The organism is Candidatus Binataceae bacterium (assembly GCA_036495685.1).
In the GTDB taxonomy this organism is placed as follows: Bacteria; Desulfobacterota; Binatia; order Binatales; family Binataceae; genus JAFAHS01.
The window spans coordinates 89,665-106,780 of record DASXMJ010000172.1 but is presented as its reverse complement, the minus strand read 5'-3'; the positions used below and the strand labels follow the sequence as shown (position 1 = coordinate 106,780).

Genomic DNA, 17,116 nt, shown 5'->3' with positions numbered 1-17,116 from the left:
GTCCCCTAGGGGTAGACTTGGCCAGCTCATCGGCCTCCACAGGGGTCGGAGCAGCGGACCAGGCCTCGCAATGGCTGATGTAATCGGGAAACTCAAGTTCGGGGAGCGGCTCGACTGACTCCCGCTGTGCGGGCTGAGCGGCCGGCAGCCGCACCTCGGGTACAACCCGCGCCGCACGCATCTCCGCAACCTTGAGCATCATCTCGTCAACTGAGAGATATCGAATGGGAATTTCGCTTTCGGCTCTGGCACTCATGTGCACACCTTGTGGCAGCGAGTTTTCGGCGACTCACGCGCCAAATACGCCTCAGCCACCTCGATGGTCAGAGAAGGCGTGACCTACCCGACCCTCTCAGGTCCGCTTAGCGGAATTTGAACTCAACTAGCGCGCAGGCCCAACTTCTCAAGCTCAGCTTAGCAAACTCTCGCAACTTCCGCCAACTTTGAATAGGCAAGGAATATGAAGAAATTTAGCCCAAGTAAATAAGCAAAAGAATGCTGGCCAGCAGTTTTTAGCTCAGATTGCCTCACTAACCGCATCTTCACGTTGTGTTGGCTTGGGTCTTTTCTCGATTGGAGTGTAATGGCGCAGCTGCTCGCCGCCATAAACCTGCCGGGGCCGGGCGATGGCTTGCTCGGGGTCGCGTACCATCTCCGCCCATTGCGCCATCCACCCGGCGGTCCGCGGGATTGCGAACAGTACCGGGAACATCGTCATGGGGAATCCCATCGCCTGGTAGATGATCCCCGAGTAGAAATCGACGTTCGGATAGAGCTTGTGGTTAACAAAGTAGTCGTCTTCGAGGGCGATATGCTCCAGTTCGACCGCGATGTCGATAAGCGGGTTCTTGCCGGTAACTTCGAACACCTCGTAGGCCAGCTGTTTGAGGATCTTGGCCCGCGGGTCGTAGTTCTTGTACACCCGATGTCCAAAGCCCATCAGGCGGCGCTCGCGGTTTTTCACGCGCTTTATCATGTCCGGAATGTTCTGCACGGAGCCGATTTCCATCAGGCCGCGGATAGCCTGTTCGTTGGCTCCGCCGTGCAGCGGTCCATATAGAGCCGCCACGGCGGCGGCCGCCGCCGCGTAGGGATCGGGTTGTGAGCTCCCCACCGCCCGCATCGCGTTGGCCGAACAGTTCTGCTCGTGGTCCGCGTGCAGGATAAACAGAACGTCGAGTGCGCGCTCCAAAATCGGATCGGGCTTGTACTTCAGTTCCGTCATCTTGAACAGCATTGACAGAAAGTTGCCCGTGTAGCTGAGTTCGTTGTCAGGATACACATAGGGGAGACCCCGCGTATGCCGATAGGCGAACGCCGCTAGCGTGGGCATCTTGCCGATTAGCCGGCGAGTCTGCAGGCGACGCGACTCGAGGTCGTGAATGTTCGCGGCGTCCGGGTAGAAGGTTGAGAGTGCGCCCACAGTCCCGAGCAGCATTCCCATCGGGTGCGCGTCGTAGCGATAACCCTCCATGAACTGCTTGATACTCTCGTGGACCATCGTGTGAATCTTGATATTGTTTTCCCATCGCGAGTAATGCGCGGTGTCGGGGAGCTCGCCCTTGACGATCAGATATGCGGTCTCGAGGTAGTTGCTCTTCTCTGCCAGTTCTTCGATCGGGTAGCCACGATAGCGCAGGATACCTTTGTCGCCATCGATGAAGGTGATGCGGCTGCGGCACGATGCGGTGTTGACGAACGCCGGGTCGTAGGACATCAGCCCGAAATCGTCGGGCGATGTCTTAATTGCGCGCAGCGCGGCGGCCCGAATCACGCCGCCCTCTTCGACTGGAATTTCGTAGCTCTTGCCGGTCCGGTTGTCGACTATGCTGAGACTGTTCTTTGCCATCGCCTTCCACCCAGAGTTCTGCGGCCGTCCCATCGGTCCACGGCCCGTCAACATATATGCAGTAATGCCAGTGAGCAGTCTACGTCAATCGCGCGCGTTGGAGCAATCGCGAACGTCTCGCTTTGCCGCGCGTCCCATGGCAGGCTCGGACCGCGTCCTGCCACTTGGTCCGACACTTTTTTTCGAAGGCGGCGCGACGCTGGCGATCTCCGAAATGAGGCGTGCCGCACGGGTGCGAATGGCGAAGCCGCGGTTGTGGCCCTGACCCAACAATGAGTGCGAGGATTTTTTCAGCAGTATCAGCGTTCATCATCACCACCATTTCGTCGCTTGGTTACGGCGGCATCATCCTCATGATGGCGATCGAGAGTGCCTGCATTCCGCTGCCATCCGAGATCATCATGCCGTTCTCCGGCTACCTGGTTCATACCGGACGGTTCGACCTACAAATGGTCGCGGTAGCAGGAGCAATTGGATGCCTGCTCGGTTCGTATGTCGCCTACTATTTCGGCGCGAGCGGCGGGCGCTGGTTCCTCCTGCGATACGGACGATGGGTCCTGATAGCGCCTCACGAAATCGAACTAGCCGATTGGTTCTTCGCTCGCTGGGGTAAACCGGCGGTGTTCATCAGCCGCCTGCTGCCGGTCGTGCGAACCTTCATCGCATTTCCGGCCGGCGTGTCACGCATGCGCCTCATTCCCTTCAGCGTGTACACGCTGGCGGGCTCGTACCTGTGGTGCCTCCTTCTCGCGTATGCCGGGATGAAGCTCGGCCAGCATTGGGAGTCGCTCGCGCCGTATTTCCACCAGTTCGACGCGGTTATCGGGATAGTGATCGTCGCGGGCGTCGCTCTTGTGGTCTACAATCGGGTAAGGAGCATCATGAGTGCGCCCGCACGCGACGCGGCCAGCGACTAGCTGACCGAGTAGGCGCTCCTTTCGGCAGGGAACCGTTTTCTTGCCGGTTCGGTGCTCGGACGAACTTGCGCGTGCGGGAGTCGGTTTCGGTCGGGCAGAAGTTGAACTTGCGTGAGGGCCAGACGCTCTGCCAGAGCGCTTCCCTCCTGATGATCGAAGAGACCTCGTAGGAGCTTTAAAATGACTCCCAACGATTCCCCGCCTTCGCCGGACGAGCTCGAAGAGGTATTCAACAGCATCGACGCGGTCGAAGTTGGGATGGCGCGCGATCTGCTGGAAAGCTCCGGGATGGAATGTTTCGTCTTCGATGCCAGCGCATCGCAAATGCTTGGGTCAACGGCTGCGATCACGGTGCGCCTGATGGTCCGCGCCGAGGACGCGGTCGAAGCGCGCGAGGCCCTAAAGGAGCTCGGCTTCTAGAACACCTGTGCTAAAGAAGTGAGCTTCCGGCGATCAACGCCACCACAGATGACAGGCGCTCTCTTGCATCATTCCGGAGCCAATCCCCTAAAGCGAAAGGTTACGTCCAAGACAAATGTCTTCTGAATGGTGGCGCAGCGCGGTTTTCTATCAGATCTACGCACGTAGTTTTGCCGATTCCAACGGTGATGGCATCGGCGACCTCGACGGCATCACCGCGCACCTGGACTACCTGAATGATGGCAGCGATCGATCGTTGGGTATCGATGCGATTTGGCTCACCCCCATCAATCCCTCGCCGCTCCAAGATTGGGGCTACGATGTCAGCGACTACTGCGGTATCCATCCCGAGCTGGGCGACCTCGGCGCGTTTGAACGATTGATTCGCGAGGCGGGCCGCCGGGGCATCCGGATAATCCTCGACCTGGTCCCCAATCACACCTCCGATCAGCATCGCTGGTTTCGCGAATCGCGCTCCGTGCGCAACCACCCCAAGCGCAACTGGTACATCTGGAAGCCGGGAACCCCGGAGCGCACGCCGAACAACTGGGTCAGCATCTTCGGCGGCCCGGCCTGGAAATGGGACGAGGCGACCCGGGAATGGTACCTGCACCTGTTCCTCGCAGCACAGCCCGACCTCAACTTCCGCAATCCGGAGGTCGTGGCCGCGATGCACGAGGTGATCCGCTTCTGGCTCGACCGCGGCGCCGCGGGGTACCGGGTCGATGTGATGCACGGGCTGATCAAGGACGCAATGTTTCGCGACAACCCAGCGCTCGACAAGGTTGAGCGGGGTTCACAAAACGACGTCAGCTTCAAGCAGAAGCATCTCTATGACTTCGACCAGCCCGAGGTGCACGAGATCATCCGGGGATTCCGCCGGGTCATCGATGAATACGACGCTCGAATCATGGTTGGCGAAGTGTGGCCGCACAGCAATCAGTCGCTGGCGCTTTACTTGCGTCCCGATGAGCTCCAGCAGGCATTCAATTTTCGTTTCCTGTTCTGTCCCTGGGAGGCCGCGCGCTTTCGCGCCCAAGTCGAGGAAATCGAACGCATTCTCCCTGCGGACTCGTGGCCAACCTGGACGCTATCGAACCACGATTTTGCGCGACACCTCACGCGTCATGCGCATGGCACCAGCACCGCGGCGCGCGCACGCCTGGCCGCAGTAATGTTGCTGGCGCTGCGCGGCACCCCGTTCCTCTACTACGGCGAGGAGATCGGAATGCCCAATGTCTCGATCGCGCGGGAGCGATGGCGCGATCCGGTGGGACGCGACGGATGTCGTACTCCCATGCAATGGTCGGACGCGCCCGGAGGCGGCTTCACGAGCAGCAAAACCCCGTGGCTGCCGCTTGGAGATTGCGCGGCAGTCAACGTGGCTAGGCAGATAGACGATCCCGGTTCGATGCTGTCCCTTTACCGGCGCGCAATCCGGGTTCGGAGGGCATCGCCGGCGCTGAGGGTGGGGACGATTCGCGTAATCGAGCAGGCACCCGAAAACTGTCTGGCGTTCGTTCGCGAAGCCCCCGCCAGCCGGGCGATGGCAGCGCTTAACTTCAGCGAGGAGCCGCGCGACATCGAAGTCCCATCGGGGAGAATCCTGCTGAGCAGCGATCCCGGGCGTGACCCGGGCAAGACAACGCTGGGCAAGTTTCGTCTCGCGCCAAATGAAGCGATCGTGATCGAATGCTGAGGGCTCTTTGCTGGACAAGCTCGCGCCTGTCCTCACACGCCTCGCTTCTTTGTTAAGATCGCGGTCATGTATAAGCCGCGATTCCTGGACGAAGTTGCCGAGCAGCTGGGAGACCGCGACGCGTTCGCTGGACATCTCGTTGCCGGGCGCCGCCCGTTTCAGCCATCCGATGTTGAACCGCAGTGGCCGCGCGATCGCGCGGTCGACATTCTGCACATCAAACTGGACGTCGCACTCGACTTCGAGCGCAAGCGCATCGCCGGCACCGCCACTCACCGCCTGACTGCGATAGTGGATGAGCTCAAGACGCTCGAGTTCGACGCGACCGAACTCGAGATCGGCTCGGTGCGCGTCGGCAGAGAGTCGGCATCCTTCCAATCACAGGACGGGAAAGTGCAGGTGACGCTGCCACGCGCGCTCAAAGCGGGCGCCGAGGTTGAGGTGGCCATTGAGTACTCGGGAGCGCCCCGCCGTGGTCTCTATTTCGTCGGTCCCGACAGCGCCTACCCGGACAAGCCCGTCGAGGCCTGGACCCAGGGCGAAGATGAAGATTCGCGCTATTGGTTCCCGTGCTACGACTACCCAAACGATCGCGCGACCAGCGAAGTCATTGCGACCGTTCCCGACCACTTCACTGCGATTTCCAATGGCGCGCTACTGTGCAATAGGCACAATCCGGCAGCGCGCACCCGCACGTTTCACTGGCGTCACGACGTGCCGCATTCCACCTATCTCATCACCCTGGCCGCCGGTGAATTCGTCGCCATCGAGGATCGCGCGGGCAACACTCCCGTCCTGTACTACGTGCATCCGGGGCGCGAGGATGACGCGCGCCGCGCGTTCGGCAATACGCCGCGCATGATTCAATTCTTCGAGCGGATCATCGGCGTTCCCTACCCCTACAGCAAGTACGCGCAGGTCGCGGTCAGCGATTTCATCTTCGGTGGGATGGAAAACACCTCCGCGACGACCCAGACCGCCGACACCCTGCACGATGCGCGCGCGCATCTCGATTTCAAAAGCGATCCGCTGGTCGCGCACGAACTGGCCCATCAATGGTGGGGCGACCTGCTCACCTGCCGTGATTGGTCGCACGCCTGGCTCAACGAGGGCTTCGCCACCTATTTCGAAGCGTTATGGTGCGAAGAAAACCTGGGGGCCGACGAGTTCGCGTGGAACCTGCGGCAGGATCGCGAGGCCTACCTCGCGGAAGACTCGCACGACTATCGGCGCCCCATCGTATGCAACCGCTATCGTGCGCCGATCGAGCTGTTTGACCGGCATCTTTACGAAAAAGGATCGCTGGTCTTGCACATGTTGCGGCGGGAACTGGGCGATACCCTGTTCTACAAATCCTTGAACGTCTATTGTACCCGGCATCGCGGCGGCAACGTCGTTACCGCTGATCTGGAACGCGCCTGCGAGGAGTCGACCGGGCGGAACCTCGAATGGTTCTTCGACCAATGGGTATACAAGGAGGGCCATCCGGAGATCGAGGTTGCGAGCTCGTACGACGACCAGCGCAAGTTGGCCAGCATCACGGTTAAACAAACCCAGAAGACCTCCGCGACGACTCCGCTATTTCGATTCACCACCGCGCTCGCGCTGCTGGACTCGGAAGGCAAAGAGACGCGTCATCAGGTCGAGATTCGCGAAACCGAGCAGGTGTTCAATCTTCCATGCGATAAGGCGCCCAAGTCGGTTCGCCTCGATCCGGACTTCGACATCGCCAAGACCCTCAAGCACAAGCGTGGGCGCGAGGCCCTGGAATTAGAGCTCAAGCAACTGCCCGAGGGGATCGGACGCGCGGCCGCTGCGCGCGAGCTGGGTAAAGAAGGCAGCCCACAGGCCACGGCGGCGCTCAAGGACGCCCTGCTGAGCGACAAGTTCTGGGGCGTGCAGGCCGACGCCGCCGCGGCGCTCGGGGAGGTTCGCACCGACGCCGCACTTGATGCACTTATCGAGGGTCTCGGCGGTCAGCATCCCAAGACGCGCCGCGCCGTTGCTCGCGCACTCGGGCAGTTCCGCGACAATGAGCGGGCCGCATCCGCACTCGCCGCGCTGCTCGAGAAGGGGGACGAGAGTTATTTCGTCGAGGCGGAAACCGCACTGGCGCTCGGCAAGACCCGCGACCGTCGCGCGGGTGGAATTCTGGAGCGCGCTCTTCAGCGCCCGTCGTATTTGGATGTGATCCGCGCTCACGCCCTCGGCGGTATCGCCGAGAGCCGCGACGAACGCGCGCTTGGGGTCGGCCGGGAATGGAGCACGTACGGGAAGCCTCCACGCGCTCGAGTCGCGGCTCTCGGCGCTCTAGCCAAAATAGCGCGGCAGCGCGAAGCTTGGCGCGAGGAGATCATTGACTACCTGATGCCGCTGAGTGACGACCGTGAATTCATGGTTCGCATGCGGCTGCCCGGAGCGCTCGAGGAAATAGGCGATTCACGTGCGATAGCCCCGTTGCGACGGCTGGCCGACCGCGAGCTCGATGGCAGAATCCAGCGGCGCGCACGCGCCGCGGTCGCCGCGATTAGCGAAGGCCGCAACCGTACCGAGCAGGACACCCGGGTGCGCGAGGACTTGGACAAGCTCCGCGACGAGAACAAGAAGTTACAGCAGCGCCTCGAAAAACTGGAAGCACTGGCCAAGAACAAAGCCTGAGAAACCGCTATGGCAGGGAGACGCCGATGGAAGCCAAAGTCACGGTCTGCCTCACCTTCGATTTCGATGCACTCTCGCTCTGGATCGGCGGCTTTCGCGCGCGATCGCTGAGTGCCATCTCGCGCGGGGAATTCGGCCGGGTCGGCGCGTTGCGCCTCATCGAGATACTCAAGCACTGGAAAATCCCGTCGACCTGGTTCGTTCCCGGTCATAGCGCCGAGACGTTTCCTGAAATCATCGAACGATTGGTTGCCGAGGGCCACGAGATTGGCAACCACGGCTACCTACATACCCATCCCAAGAACCCGGAAGACGAAGAGCAGATTCTGCTTCACGGCAACGAAGTGTTGTCGCGGATGACCGGCCTCAAACCGGTGGGATTTCGTTCGCCCGGCGCCGGGCTTAGCGAAAACATGGTTCGTCTGCTTCTGAAGCATGGCTTCGAGTACGACTCCAGCCTGATGGGTGACGATTTCACGCCCTATTACATGCGAATGGGTGACCAGGCGCCGGACGATGGCCCCTACGTGTTCGGCAAACCGGTCAACGTACTCGAGATTCCGTTTACCTGGGGCCTGGATGATTTTCCCGCCTTCGAGTACACCGTTATCCGCGGTTCCATCCAGCCGGGACTGGCCTCGCCCAACGCGGTTTTCGACATCTGGGCGGGCGACTTCGATTACCTCTACGATCGGCTCGGCGAGGGCATCTACACCCTGACCATGCATCCGCAGGTCATCGGCCGCGGCCACCGCTTACTGATGTTGGAAAGACTAATTGATCACATCCACTCTCATCGCCGGGTCGAGTTCAGCACGATGTCGGCGGTCGCCAGCGCTTGGAAGCAGGCTCACCCGATAAGCGCTTAAGCCTCTCTGTGGGGTGAGCCGCGGGATGGTCCGCCGGCGCGACGGGCGTTAAGTGTGCGTCACGCGCCTTCTCGAGTCGTTTTGGCCGACCTGGCGCCAACTCGACCAATGGACGAGAGTCGTCGAAGACAAAATCCCGCTCCGCCTGAACCGACCTGCAGATGCTCGCTTTGAACCGATCGTCAAAACCGACACCAGACCGCGTGAGGTCACCGGTCGCTCGTGGCTCGGCACCTCATAACAAAAGCGGCGGGCTGTCGCCCGCCGCGTCGGTTCTCGGTTGCAAAGCCGCCGCGTCGTCTACGCGTCGAAGTACAGCGCGAATTCGTACGGATGCGGGCGCAGGCGCATCGCGCTCACTTCCTTGGACATCTTGTAGTCGATCCAGGTCTCGATGAGGTCTTCGGTGAACACATCGCCCTTGAGCAGGTACTCGTGATCGTTCTTCATGTTGTTCAGTGCTTCATCTAGGGATGCCGGCATGCTCGGCACTTCCGCCAACTCCGCAGGCGTCAACGCGTAGATATCCTTGTCCAGCGGCTGACCCGGGTCGAGCCGACGCTGGATGCCGTCGAGACCGGCCATCATCATCGCGGTGAACGCCAGGTATGGGTTGGCCAGCGGATCCGGGAACCGCACCTCGATGCGCTTGGCCTTCGGCGACGGCGAATACATCGGGATGCGCACCGAGGCCGAGCGGTTACGGCTCGAGTACGCCAAATTGATCGGCGCCTCGAAGCCGGGCACCAGACGCCGATAGGAATTGGTGGTGGGGTTGGTGAACGCCGCGATCGACGGCGCGTGGTGCAGGATGCCCGCGATGTAGTGCATCCCGAGCTCCGACATCCCTGCGTACCCGTTGCCTGCAAACAACGGCGTTTCCCCCTTCCACAGGCTCTGATGCACGTGCATGCCGGTGCCATTGTCGCCGAAAATCGGCTTGGGCATGAAGGTTACCGTTTTGCCGTGCCGGACCGCGACGTTCTTGCAGATGTACTTGTACCAGGTCAGCCAGTCCGACATCTTCACCAGCGGCTGGAAGCGCATGTCGATTTCGGCCTGCCCGGCCGTCGCAACCTCGTGATGCTGCTTCTCGACTCGAATTCCAACCCGCTCCATCTCGAGCACCATTTCGGTGCGGATGTCCTGCATGGTGTCGGCCGGCGGTACCGGGAAGTAGCCTTCCTTGTTGCGCGGCTTGTAGCCAAGGTTGCGGCCCGGGTCGCTCACGTTGAACTCACGACCGGTGTTCCAGTTGCCTTCATTCGATTCGATATAGTGGAACGACTGATGCTGGCTCGTCTCGTAGCGCACTCCATCAAAGATGAAAAACTCCGGCTCCGGACCGAAGTACACGGTGTCCGCGATGCCGGTTGACTTGAGATATTTCTCCGCCTTTCGGGCGACGTTGCGCGGGTCGCGCGTGTAATCGGCGCGGGTAATCGGGTCCGAGATATCGCAGATCATGGTGAGCGTTGGATCCTTGGTAAACGGATCCATCACTGCGGTGCTCGGGTCCGGGATCACGAGCATGTCGCTCGCGTCGATTGCCTGCCAGCCGCGTATCGAGGAGCCGTCGAAGCCTAGTCCTTCCTCGAATGGCCCCTCATCCTTGAACTCGGAGATCGGTGCGGTGAAGTGTTGCCAGGTACCGAGCAGGTCGATGAACTTCAAATCGACCATCACCACTCCCTTGTCCTTGATCGTTTGCAAGACTTCTTTGGGCGTCATCGAAGCCGTAACCCTCCTCGCCGTTTATATACGGGGACGGCGAACCCTAAGTATGTGCGTTTGATGATGCGAATCGCGGACGCTGTAGCGCGCTTCATTTGGCAATGCGTGCGCTGTCTCACCCAATTCGATCATCGTTTTTCTCACGAAAACCAGCCTAAGGCAACGGTCGCTTCTCGCGGCAGGTGCGAGGGTATCCGCCGGGAACTGCCGCCCGTTTGGACAGCAGCGATCCCTGCGATCTCGATCTCAGATCGCGATAACACCAACGATTCTCGACTTTGTTTTCGCATCGGCGCCTTCTCACGCCATGACCTTCAGCAGAGCAAAATAGATGCCCAGACCTGCCAGACCGATGGGTATGCCGATGCGCGCCCATGCCGCACTGCCGATCTTCAGGGCGCCAGCACTGATGACGTTGGGAATGTTGCCCGGAATGAGCATCCCGCCCGAAACCAGCAGCGAGATGATTGCCTCGCGGGCGCGCGGCAGACTCATGCTGTGAACTTCGAGGGCCACCAGCGTGGCGTTGTCGAGCACCGCCGATATCGTATTGATCCAGAACAACGCGTCGTTCGATAGCGCACTGACCAGTTGCGTCGCAATTTGGGCGTATGCATCGCTCACCAGAACCAGTCCGGCGACAAACACGTAAACCTTGACGCCCTGAATGATCGCGGCCAGCGGCGTTTCGTGCACGTGCACACCGACCGCGGGGTCGTGATAGTCGCCTCGCGCAAACCACCCCGCCAGCGCTGACGCAACCGCAACTCCGGGTAAGATCCACGGGCCCAGCAGGAGGAACAATCCCGTAAAGGGCAGGTTCAAAGCGGAGGCCGCGAGCGCCGAAAGCGGCTCGCCGACACGGGTCAACGCGGCGCCCAGACCGATCGCAAAACAGGCCGCAACCGTCATCCGCGTGCGCGCCTCACCCTGAAGATGCAGCAATCTAACCATCTCGACCAGCACCAAGGCGGCCACTATCGCGGTGATGATGCCCGCAAGGACCGCCAGCACGAACGTCGCGAGCGCGGCCAGTAGCGGACGGCTTATGCGGCGGCGAAGTCGCACGAACGCCCGGTCGAGACGATGGCGGGAAAAACTGAACAGAATTCCGGCGATGACCACCGCCAGGGTTATGAGGATCGGTTCTTCACTTGCCTTCAGTACCAGCGTCCGGTCGAACCCGGACCCCGTGAGTGTCGCGACGATACCGATGATGAAGATGTAGATCTCGATGTTCTGTTCGATGAAATGTATCGAGAGCGGGCCGATTAGGAGCAGAAGCAGGATAACTATCGCAGCGGGAACGTTCATGCGGAGCTAGATTCGCGCACCGGAGCTGACGCGAGTCCAGATCGATACCAGAAAGCGGCGCGGTCGCGCGATAAGCCGAGCGGCGGAGCCGGTTGCCCGGTCCGCCGCTCGTGCTGCTTTGACGGAAACCCTCCCCAGCGAGGGATGGAGCTTACCTAAAAAGCGTAGATAAAGTTGGCACTGAGAGTGTCCTGTCCCTCCCACAGCTGCTGCTGGTGGGTCGTGGGGTTGACGAAGTTGTTGTTCGGGAAGATCGCCACGTTCGAACTGTCGTGCCGGTATTCCAGGCGCGCCAACAATCCGGTGACTTCGGGGACCTTCCAAGTGACGGTCTGCGTAAGCTCCCACAGGGTCTGCGCGGTTCCCGTGCGGGCGCCATCCTCGTCGTCGAAGAATTCACCGCGCGTTGCGAGTTCCCAGGCGTTCCAGTCGTAGACGAAGTACCCGGCCAGTCCCTGCCAGGTAGCCGAATGCCCGTTCACCACCGGCCCGCTTTGGCTGGCGTACAGATATTCCGACTCCAGTGTAACGCCGGGAAGCCATGCCGGTTTGTAGGTGACAATCGGGTCGATCGCGCCCAGATTCTGGTTGGAGTGGCTGGTGGTGGTCGGCGAAGCGGGGTTCGGTCCCCAGATGCCATTGACGACCAGCGAAAGACTCTTGTCCTTGGTATTAAGAACCAGCTCGCCTTCGTAGTTGGGACCGTTGTTGCTATTGAGCTGCGGATTATCCCATCCGTTGTTGAGCCCTCCGGTGACCGACACGTAATCGTTGAAGGTATACGCACCCTGGATGCCGGTGTGGGTCAGCGGCTCGCCCAGGGTGAACAGGAAGCTGCGCGTTTCGTTGTAGTTCTGGTTCTGGTAGGTCGGAATGACTTCCGCGCCAAGCAGAGTCACAAACCGGCCCGCCTGCGCCGCGATCCCGGCACCTAGCGGGATGGTATAGGTCAGGTAGTACTGGGTCGGATCGATCCACTGGGCGCTGGTCTGGTGCACCGGCCCAAAGTTGGTCGCGGACGAGATTGCGTTGGCAACGTTGCCGAAGTTGATGTCGCTTACGAAGCCGACGGTCCCGTCTCTTTCGATATGCAGATTGGCCTGCGTGAGCTGAAAACCATCTGCGTCCCAAGCACGAAACAGGTTGGTGTTTCCGTTGGGCTGGTTGAAGTTGTGCTCATAGCCGGCATCGACCAAGCCGTGGATTGAAACGCCCAGATTGGTTTTAAGGTCGCTCTCAATCTTGGCTACGTGTTCGCCGACGGTCTGCGGCTGCGCGCCTTCGGCGGGCGGGGCCACGGTTATTGCCTTTTCGATCTGTTTCACTTCTCCCTGGGTCTGAGTCACCTCCCCCGCGAGATTGGTTACGTTCCCGCTGAGCGCATCGAGCCGTTGTTGTTCACTGACTGAGGTTCCCCCCGCAGCGAGCGCTTGCGACGTTGCAAAAAGCAACGACAGCGTCGTCGGACCAAGCCACGATACAGCTTTTCCTCTTGTCCTCCGTTTCACTCTTTTCCTCCCTGACGGCTGATAAGCCGATCTCACCCGCGCACCACGGCGGCGCCGGGGCCAAGCCGCACGCTTGGTTTCAAGATTCATACCGGCGTAATGTTCCGTTTTAGTCGTCTATTCAGTATCAGCGCCCGCGATGGATCCCATTAACTGGCGCCTATCGAACGTGCATGTGCCGCTTGACTACTCATTGAGGGATGCAGATAACCCTGGCAAGGGAGTCAAAGATGGATTTCGAATTGACCGAAGCACAGCAGGAGATCGTTCAGCAGATCCGCGCGATGGGACAGAAGTTCCCCGACGAATATTGGCGCGATCGCGATGCGCGCGCCGAATTTCCCCACGAGTTCTATGCGGAAGTCGCGCGCGGCGGGTGGCTCGGCGTAGCGATTCCCGAGCAGTACGGCGGCAGCGGGCTTGGAATCACCGAGGCGGCGCTGGTGATGCGCGAGGTTGCCGGATCGGGGGGCGCGATGGCGGCGGCGAGCGCGATTCATCTCTCGATCTTCGGCGTGAGCCCCCTCGTGTTTCATGGCAGCGAGGAACAGAAGCGCCGCTTTCTGCCCGAAGTTGTGAGCGGAAAGCTGCACGTCGCATTTGCAGTTACCGAACCTGATGCGGGCAACGACATCACCCATATCAAGACCGCCGCGCGGCGCGACGGCGACAACTATGTGATCAACGGGCGTAAAGTCTTCACCACCAAGGCGCGCGAGGCGCAGCGCATGCTGCTGTTGACCCGAACCACGCCCTTTGAGCAGGTCCAAAAGAAGACCGACGGAATGAGCCTGTTCTTCGCCGAGCTCGAACCCGCAGCGGTCGAGGTTCGCGAGTTGCACAAGCTCGGCCGCGCCGCGGTCGATACCAACATGCTCTTCATCGACAACCTGCGCGTGGCGGTCTCGGATCTAGTGGGAGGGGAAGGGCGAGGGTTTCATTGCCTGCTCGATGGCCTCAATCCCGAACGCATCCTGGTCGCTGCCGAAGCGATCGGAATCGGGCGCGCCGCGATCGCCAAAGCCGTGCGCTACGCGAAGGAACGAATCGTGTTCGGACGTCCGATCGGTCAAAACCAGGCGATCGCGCATCCATTGGCCGATGTGTATGCGAAGCTGGAAGCCGCGGAGATGTTGATGCTCAAGGCGGCTTGGCTGTTCGATCATCGCAAGCCCTGCGGACCCGAGGCCAATATGGCCAAGCTGCGCGCCGCCGATGCTGCCTTCGAGGCCTGCGATCGTGCAGTGCAGACGCTCGGCGGCTACGGTTATATCCGCGAGTACGATGTGGAACGGTACTTCCGCGAATGCCGCCTGCTTAAGATCGCTCCGGTGTCGCAAGAGATGGTCCTGAACTCGATAAGCGAGCACGTGCTCGGGCTCCCGCGCTCGTATTGAATCTCTGCCGACGTCGATGCGAATTTCGAAGATCGCAATCCCGGTTCTGTGCCTGGCATTTGCGGGATGGGTGTTCCACGCGCTGCACACCGCAGAGCCGGTGCGGGTGGTGGAGACCAGCCTGCAGCACGCGGATGGTGGGGTGTTCGTGCAGGGCAAGATTCAAAATACCGGGCCCGACACCGGGCCCGTCGCCATCGAGGTGCGCTACTACGACGGCAGCGGGCATCCGGTCGGCCAGGACAAGATCGTGGTGCAGCACCTGCCACAAGGCCTGGTCGCAAGCTTTCGAACTCCGGCGCGCGCGATCGACCGGGCAGCGAGCTTTTCCCTCTACCTCAACCATGGTCGCAATCCTTACGGCAATTAGACTGTATGAAAAATTCTTATGCTATCTATAAACCACACTTAACTATCGTAGTTATGATGCAGTCTGAGATAGGCATTTCTGCTCAAGATTGCTCATGGATGAGATAAAAACCCTCAAATATGTGGCTTCGCATTGATCTGAGCTTCATTTGCTCAGGTCTCTCGCGCAGTGTTACTACAAATAGTCTACAACATGGTCCAATTGTTTGATGAGCGGTGTGCTCGGGCTGAGAAAGCCGGCCGTTCGTCATGCGAGGCAGAGCATCAATGCCACGGTTCAGGGAACGTAGTTTCGGCCAGACAATTCGCGAACGCCGACGCCAGCTCGACCTCACCCAAGAAGAAGTTGCTCGCCGCATCAGGACCTCCACTCCCTATGTCGGTCATCTCGAATCCGGCAAACGCCATCCCTCCGACAAGATCGTAAATCGGCTTAGCGAAGTACTCGGCCTCGATTGCCGTGAGCTGTTCTTCCTGGCCAATCCGCGCGCCCACGCGCTTCTTAATCCTGCGTCCGAGAACAACTCCTCGTCCGCGTGGGAGCAGTTCAAGAGCAACGAGCAGCTGCGCCGCATTCACAATATCAGCACAGAAGAGATGGACATGCTGTCACGCGTCGCCTTGCTGGGCGAGGTCCGCGAGCCGCGCGACTTCATTTACATCCTGAACACAGTTCGCCACGCGGTCGGCCGCTAATCGGTCCGCGAAAGCGCGCCCTCAGCTCACGAAAATTGCGATAAGCGGCGCGCGCAAGCTGCTGGTAAAGCCGTTCCTGCCGGGGTCTGTTCACGCTTCTTTTGGCACATCCGGTGAGTCCTTTTCAGGGGACATTCTTCTTGCGCAAGGTGAGGGAGTTTCTTTGCAAAACGACACCGACTCTCTTCGCGCGCGCGGTCCAGAATAGCGATGACAGACAGTAACCGCGGAAGTTCATCTCGAGACTGGCACGAGCCGTCTTGCGCGGCTAAGCTCGCGCGCGATGTCCGAGCTGCTGGAGATTCGCGACTCGCCCGCGACAGCCGCGTCGCGGTGGCCCCGACGCTACACAATCGCGGCGCTGTTCTTTTTCGGCACGGTTCTCTGCTACCTCGACCGCGTTAGCATCTCGGTTGCGATAATTCCGCTGGCCGCAGACCAAGGCTACGATTCGGCCGCACAGGGTCTCATCCTCTCGGCGTTCTTCTGGGGCTATATATGGCCGCAACTCGCGGGCGGATGGCTCGCCGACCGATTCGGCGGCAAGCGGGTGCTCGCGTTCGGCGTTGCAGTCTGGTCGGTGGCGACGTTCATCACCCCGGGCGCCGCGCGCATGTCTTTTACGGCGCTCTTCGCCGTTCGAATCCTGCTCGGTCTTGGTGAGGGAGTTAACTTTCCCGTGATTCACAGCCTGACCGCCCGTTGGATGCCACCGCGCGAACGCGCCCGAACTCTCGCGCTGAATTTTAGTGGTATGTACCTGGGGACGGTCGTCGCCCTCATCTTCAGCCCGTTGATAATCGCGAGGTTTGGTTGGCCAGGGTTGTTCTACCTTTCAGGCGCAGCCGGTGTGGTCTGGGTCGCCATCTGGGCAATCAAAGCCGCCGACGGGCCTGCCAATCCTCTCCCCAGGACCGAGGGGCAAACCAGCGAGAGGTACGACACCGGCAGCGAACCTGCCCACCACACGGTCCCGAGCTCCTCGCGCCCAGCAAGCATTCCCTGGCGCGCCATCGCGCGCGAACCCGCGGTGTGGGCGATTGTACTTGCCCACTTCTGCAGTAATTTCGGCTTCAACATCCTGCTGCTCTGGCTGCCGACCTACCTGCATCATGCCTTCGGCGTTACCGTGAGTCGCGTGGGATTATATTCGTTGGTGCCGTGGGTGGCGTCGTTCGCGGTAGTCAACACGGGAGGATGGGTGGCCGATGCGATGCTGATTCGCGGGGTGAGCGTTGGCTTTACTCGAAGACTGATGCAATCTATCGCGTTCGGCCTGGGCGCTCTGCCACTCCTAACGCTGCCGTGGGCCAGCAGTCCCGCCGCTGCGACCGCACTGCTGACACTGTCCGCAGCAGCAAGCGGGCTGGGCCAGTCCGCCTATGGCGTGAACCATCTGGACGTGGGCCCAGAATATGCGGGAGTGCTCATGGGCATTTCCAACTCCGTTGCTACCATCCCCGGAATCGTGGGGGTCGCAATCGTGGGGTTCATCGTTCAAGCAACCGGTTCATTCAGCGCGGTGTTCGTTCTGATCGCCGCGGTCTATGCAATCGGCCTGGCCGGCTACGTAAGGTGGGCCAGGGGTGACCGCCGTTTCTGAAAAGTCCCAGGGTTGCTTTTCGTCCTTTCACCCCGCAGGTCGCAAACCTACGACGCCCTTTCGCTTTGGATTTTCTCCTAAAG

At 60.5% G+C, this 17,116-nt stretch carries 14 protein-coding genes; 9 read left to right on the top strand and 5 right to left on the bottom strand.

The genetic code is table 11. From position 1 onward, the window contains the following. Both VGI36_16185 and VGI36_16180 read right to left on the bottom strand, forming a co-directional pair. Window positions 1–256: hypothetical protein (locus VGI36_16185; protein ID HEY2486687.1), on the bottom strand; the 256-nt coding region annotated here is incomplete at its 3' end. A gap of 261 nt (window positions 257–517) precedes the next feature. Then, window positions 518–1,849, bottom strand: coding sequence for a citrate synthase (locus tag VGI36_16180; GenBank protein ID HEY2486686.1), 1,332 nt, complete (start codon window positions 1,847–1,849; stop codon window positions 518–520). A 272-nt stretch (window positions 1,850–2,121) separates the two neighbouring features. Here VGI36_16180 and VGI36_16175 point away from each other — a divergent pair, with 272 nt between their 5' ends. The 5 genes from VGI36_16175 (at window position 2,122) to VGI36_16155 (ending at window position 8,412) form a co-directional block, all read left to right on the top strand. Continuing rightward, window positions 2,122–2,766, top strand: a complete 645-nt coding sequence (locus VGI36_16175) for a DedA family protein (GenBank protein ID HEY2486685.1) — start codon at window positions 2,122–2,124, stop codon at window positions 2,764–2,766. 180 nt (window positions 2,767–2,946) lie between these two features. Next, on the top strand, window positions 2,947–3,186 hold the full coding sequence (locus VGI36_16170) for a DUF2007 domain-containing protein (GenBank protein ID HEY2486684.1): 240 nt from the start codon (window positions 2,947–2,949) through the stop codon (window positions 3,184–3,186). Between the two features lie 115 nt (window positions 3,187–3,301). After that, window positions 3,302–4,885, top strand: a complete 1,584-nt coding sequence (locus VGI36_16165; protein HEY2486683.1) for an alpha-amylase family glycosyl hydrolase — start codon at window positions 3,302–3,304, stop codon at window positions 4,883–4,885. A 66-nt stretch (window positions 4,886–4,951) separates the two neighbouring features. Beyond that, a complete protein-coding gene (locus VGI36_16160; protein HEY2486682.1) occupies window positions 4,952–7,543 on the top strand; it encodes a M1 family aminopeptidase in 2,592 nt (863 codons plus the stop codon). A gap of 26 nt (window positions 7,544–7,569) precedes the next feature. Beyond that, window positions 7,570–8,412: a polysaccharide deacetylase gene (locus VGI36_16155; GenBank protein HEY2486681.1), complete on the top strand. Its 843-nt coding sequence runs from the start codon at window positions 7,570–7,572 to the stop codon at window positions 8,410–8,412. 300 nt (window positions 8,413–8,712) lie between these two features. On the opposite strand, the gene glnA is transcribed toward VGI36_16155, so the two are convergent. The 3 genes from glnA to VGI36_16140 all read right to left on the bottom strand — a co-directional run bounded on the left by glnA (window position 8,713) and on the right by VGI36_16140 (window position 12,968). After that, window positions 8,713–10,143 (bottom strand): type I glutamate--ammonia ligase, encoded by a 1,431-nt coding sequence (gene glnA / locus VGI36_16150; protein HEY2486680.1) that lies wholly within the window; start codon window positions 10,141–10,143, stop codon window positions 8,713–8,715. Between the two features lie 303 nt (window positions 10,144–10,446). Continuing rightward, the gene (locus tag VGI36_16145; protein ID HEY2486679.1) at window positions 10,447–11,460 is read right to left on the bottom strand and encodes a DUF1646 family protein; all 1,014 of its coding nucleotides are present in this window, start codon (window positions 11,458–11,460) and stop codon (window positions 10,447–10,449) included. A gap of 155 nt (window positions 11,461–11,615) precedes the next feature. Continuing rightward, on the bottom strand, window positions 11,616–12,968 hold the full coding sequence (locus tag VGI36_16140) for an outer membrane beta-barrel protein (GenBank protein HEY2486678.1): 1,353 nt from the start codon (window positions 12,966–12,968) through the stop codon (window positions 11,616–11,618). Window positions 12,969–13,198: 230 nt separating this feature from the next. On the opposite strand from VGI36_16140, the gene VGI36_16135 reads away from it, so the two are divergent. The 4 genes from VGI36_16135 to VGI36_16120 all read left to right on the top strand — a co-directional run bounded on the left by VGI36_16135 (window position 13,199) and on the right by VGI36_16120 (window position 17,033). Further along, window positions 13,199–14,365 carry an acyl-CoA dehydrogenase family protein gene (locus tag VGI36_16135; GenBank protein HEY2486677.1) on the top strand — a complete coding sequence of 389 codons (1,167 nt, stop codon included), beginning with the start codon at window positions 13,199–13,201 and terminating at the stop codon, window positions 14,363–14,365. A gap of 16 nt (window positions 14,366–14,381) precedes the next feature. Then, window positions 14,382–14,735 (top strand): FxLYD domain-containing protein, encoded by a 354-nt coding sequence (locus VGI36_16130; GenBank protein ID HEY2486676.1) that lies wholly within the window; start codon window positions 14,382–14,384, stop codon window positions 14,733–14,735. A gap of 266 nt (window positions 14,736–15,001) precedes the next feature. Continuing rightward, the gene (locus VGI36_16125) at window positions 15,002–15,430 is read left to right on the top strand and encodes a helix-turn-helix domain-containing protein (GenBank protein ID HEY2486675.1); all 429 of its coding nucleotides are present in this window, start codon (window positions 15,002–15,004) and stop codon (window positions 15,428–15,430) included. 283 nt (window positions 15,431–15,713) lie between these two features. Further along, the gene (locus VGI36_16120) at window positions 15,714–17,033 is read left to right on the top strand and encodes an ACS family MFS transporter (GenBank protein HEY2486674.1); all 1,320 of its coding nucleotides are present in this window, start codon (window positions 15,714–15,716) and stop codon (window positions 17,031–17,033) included. Window positions 17,034–17,116: the final 83 nt, after the last annotated feature.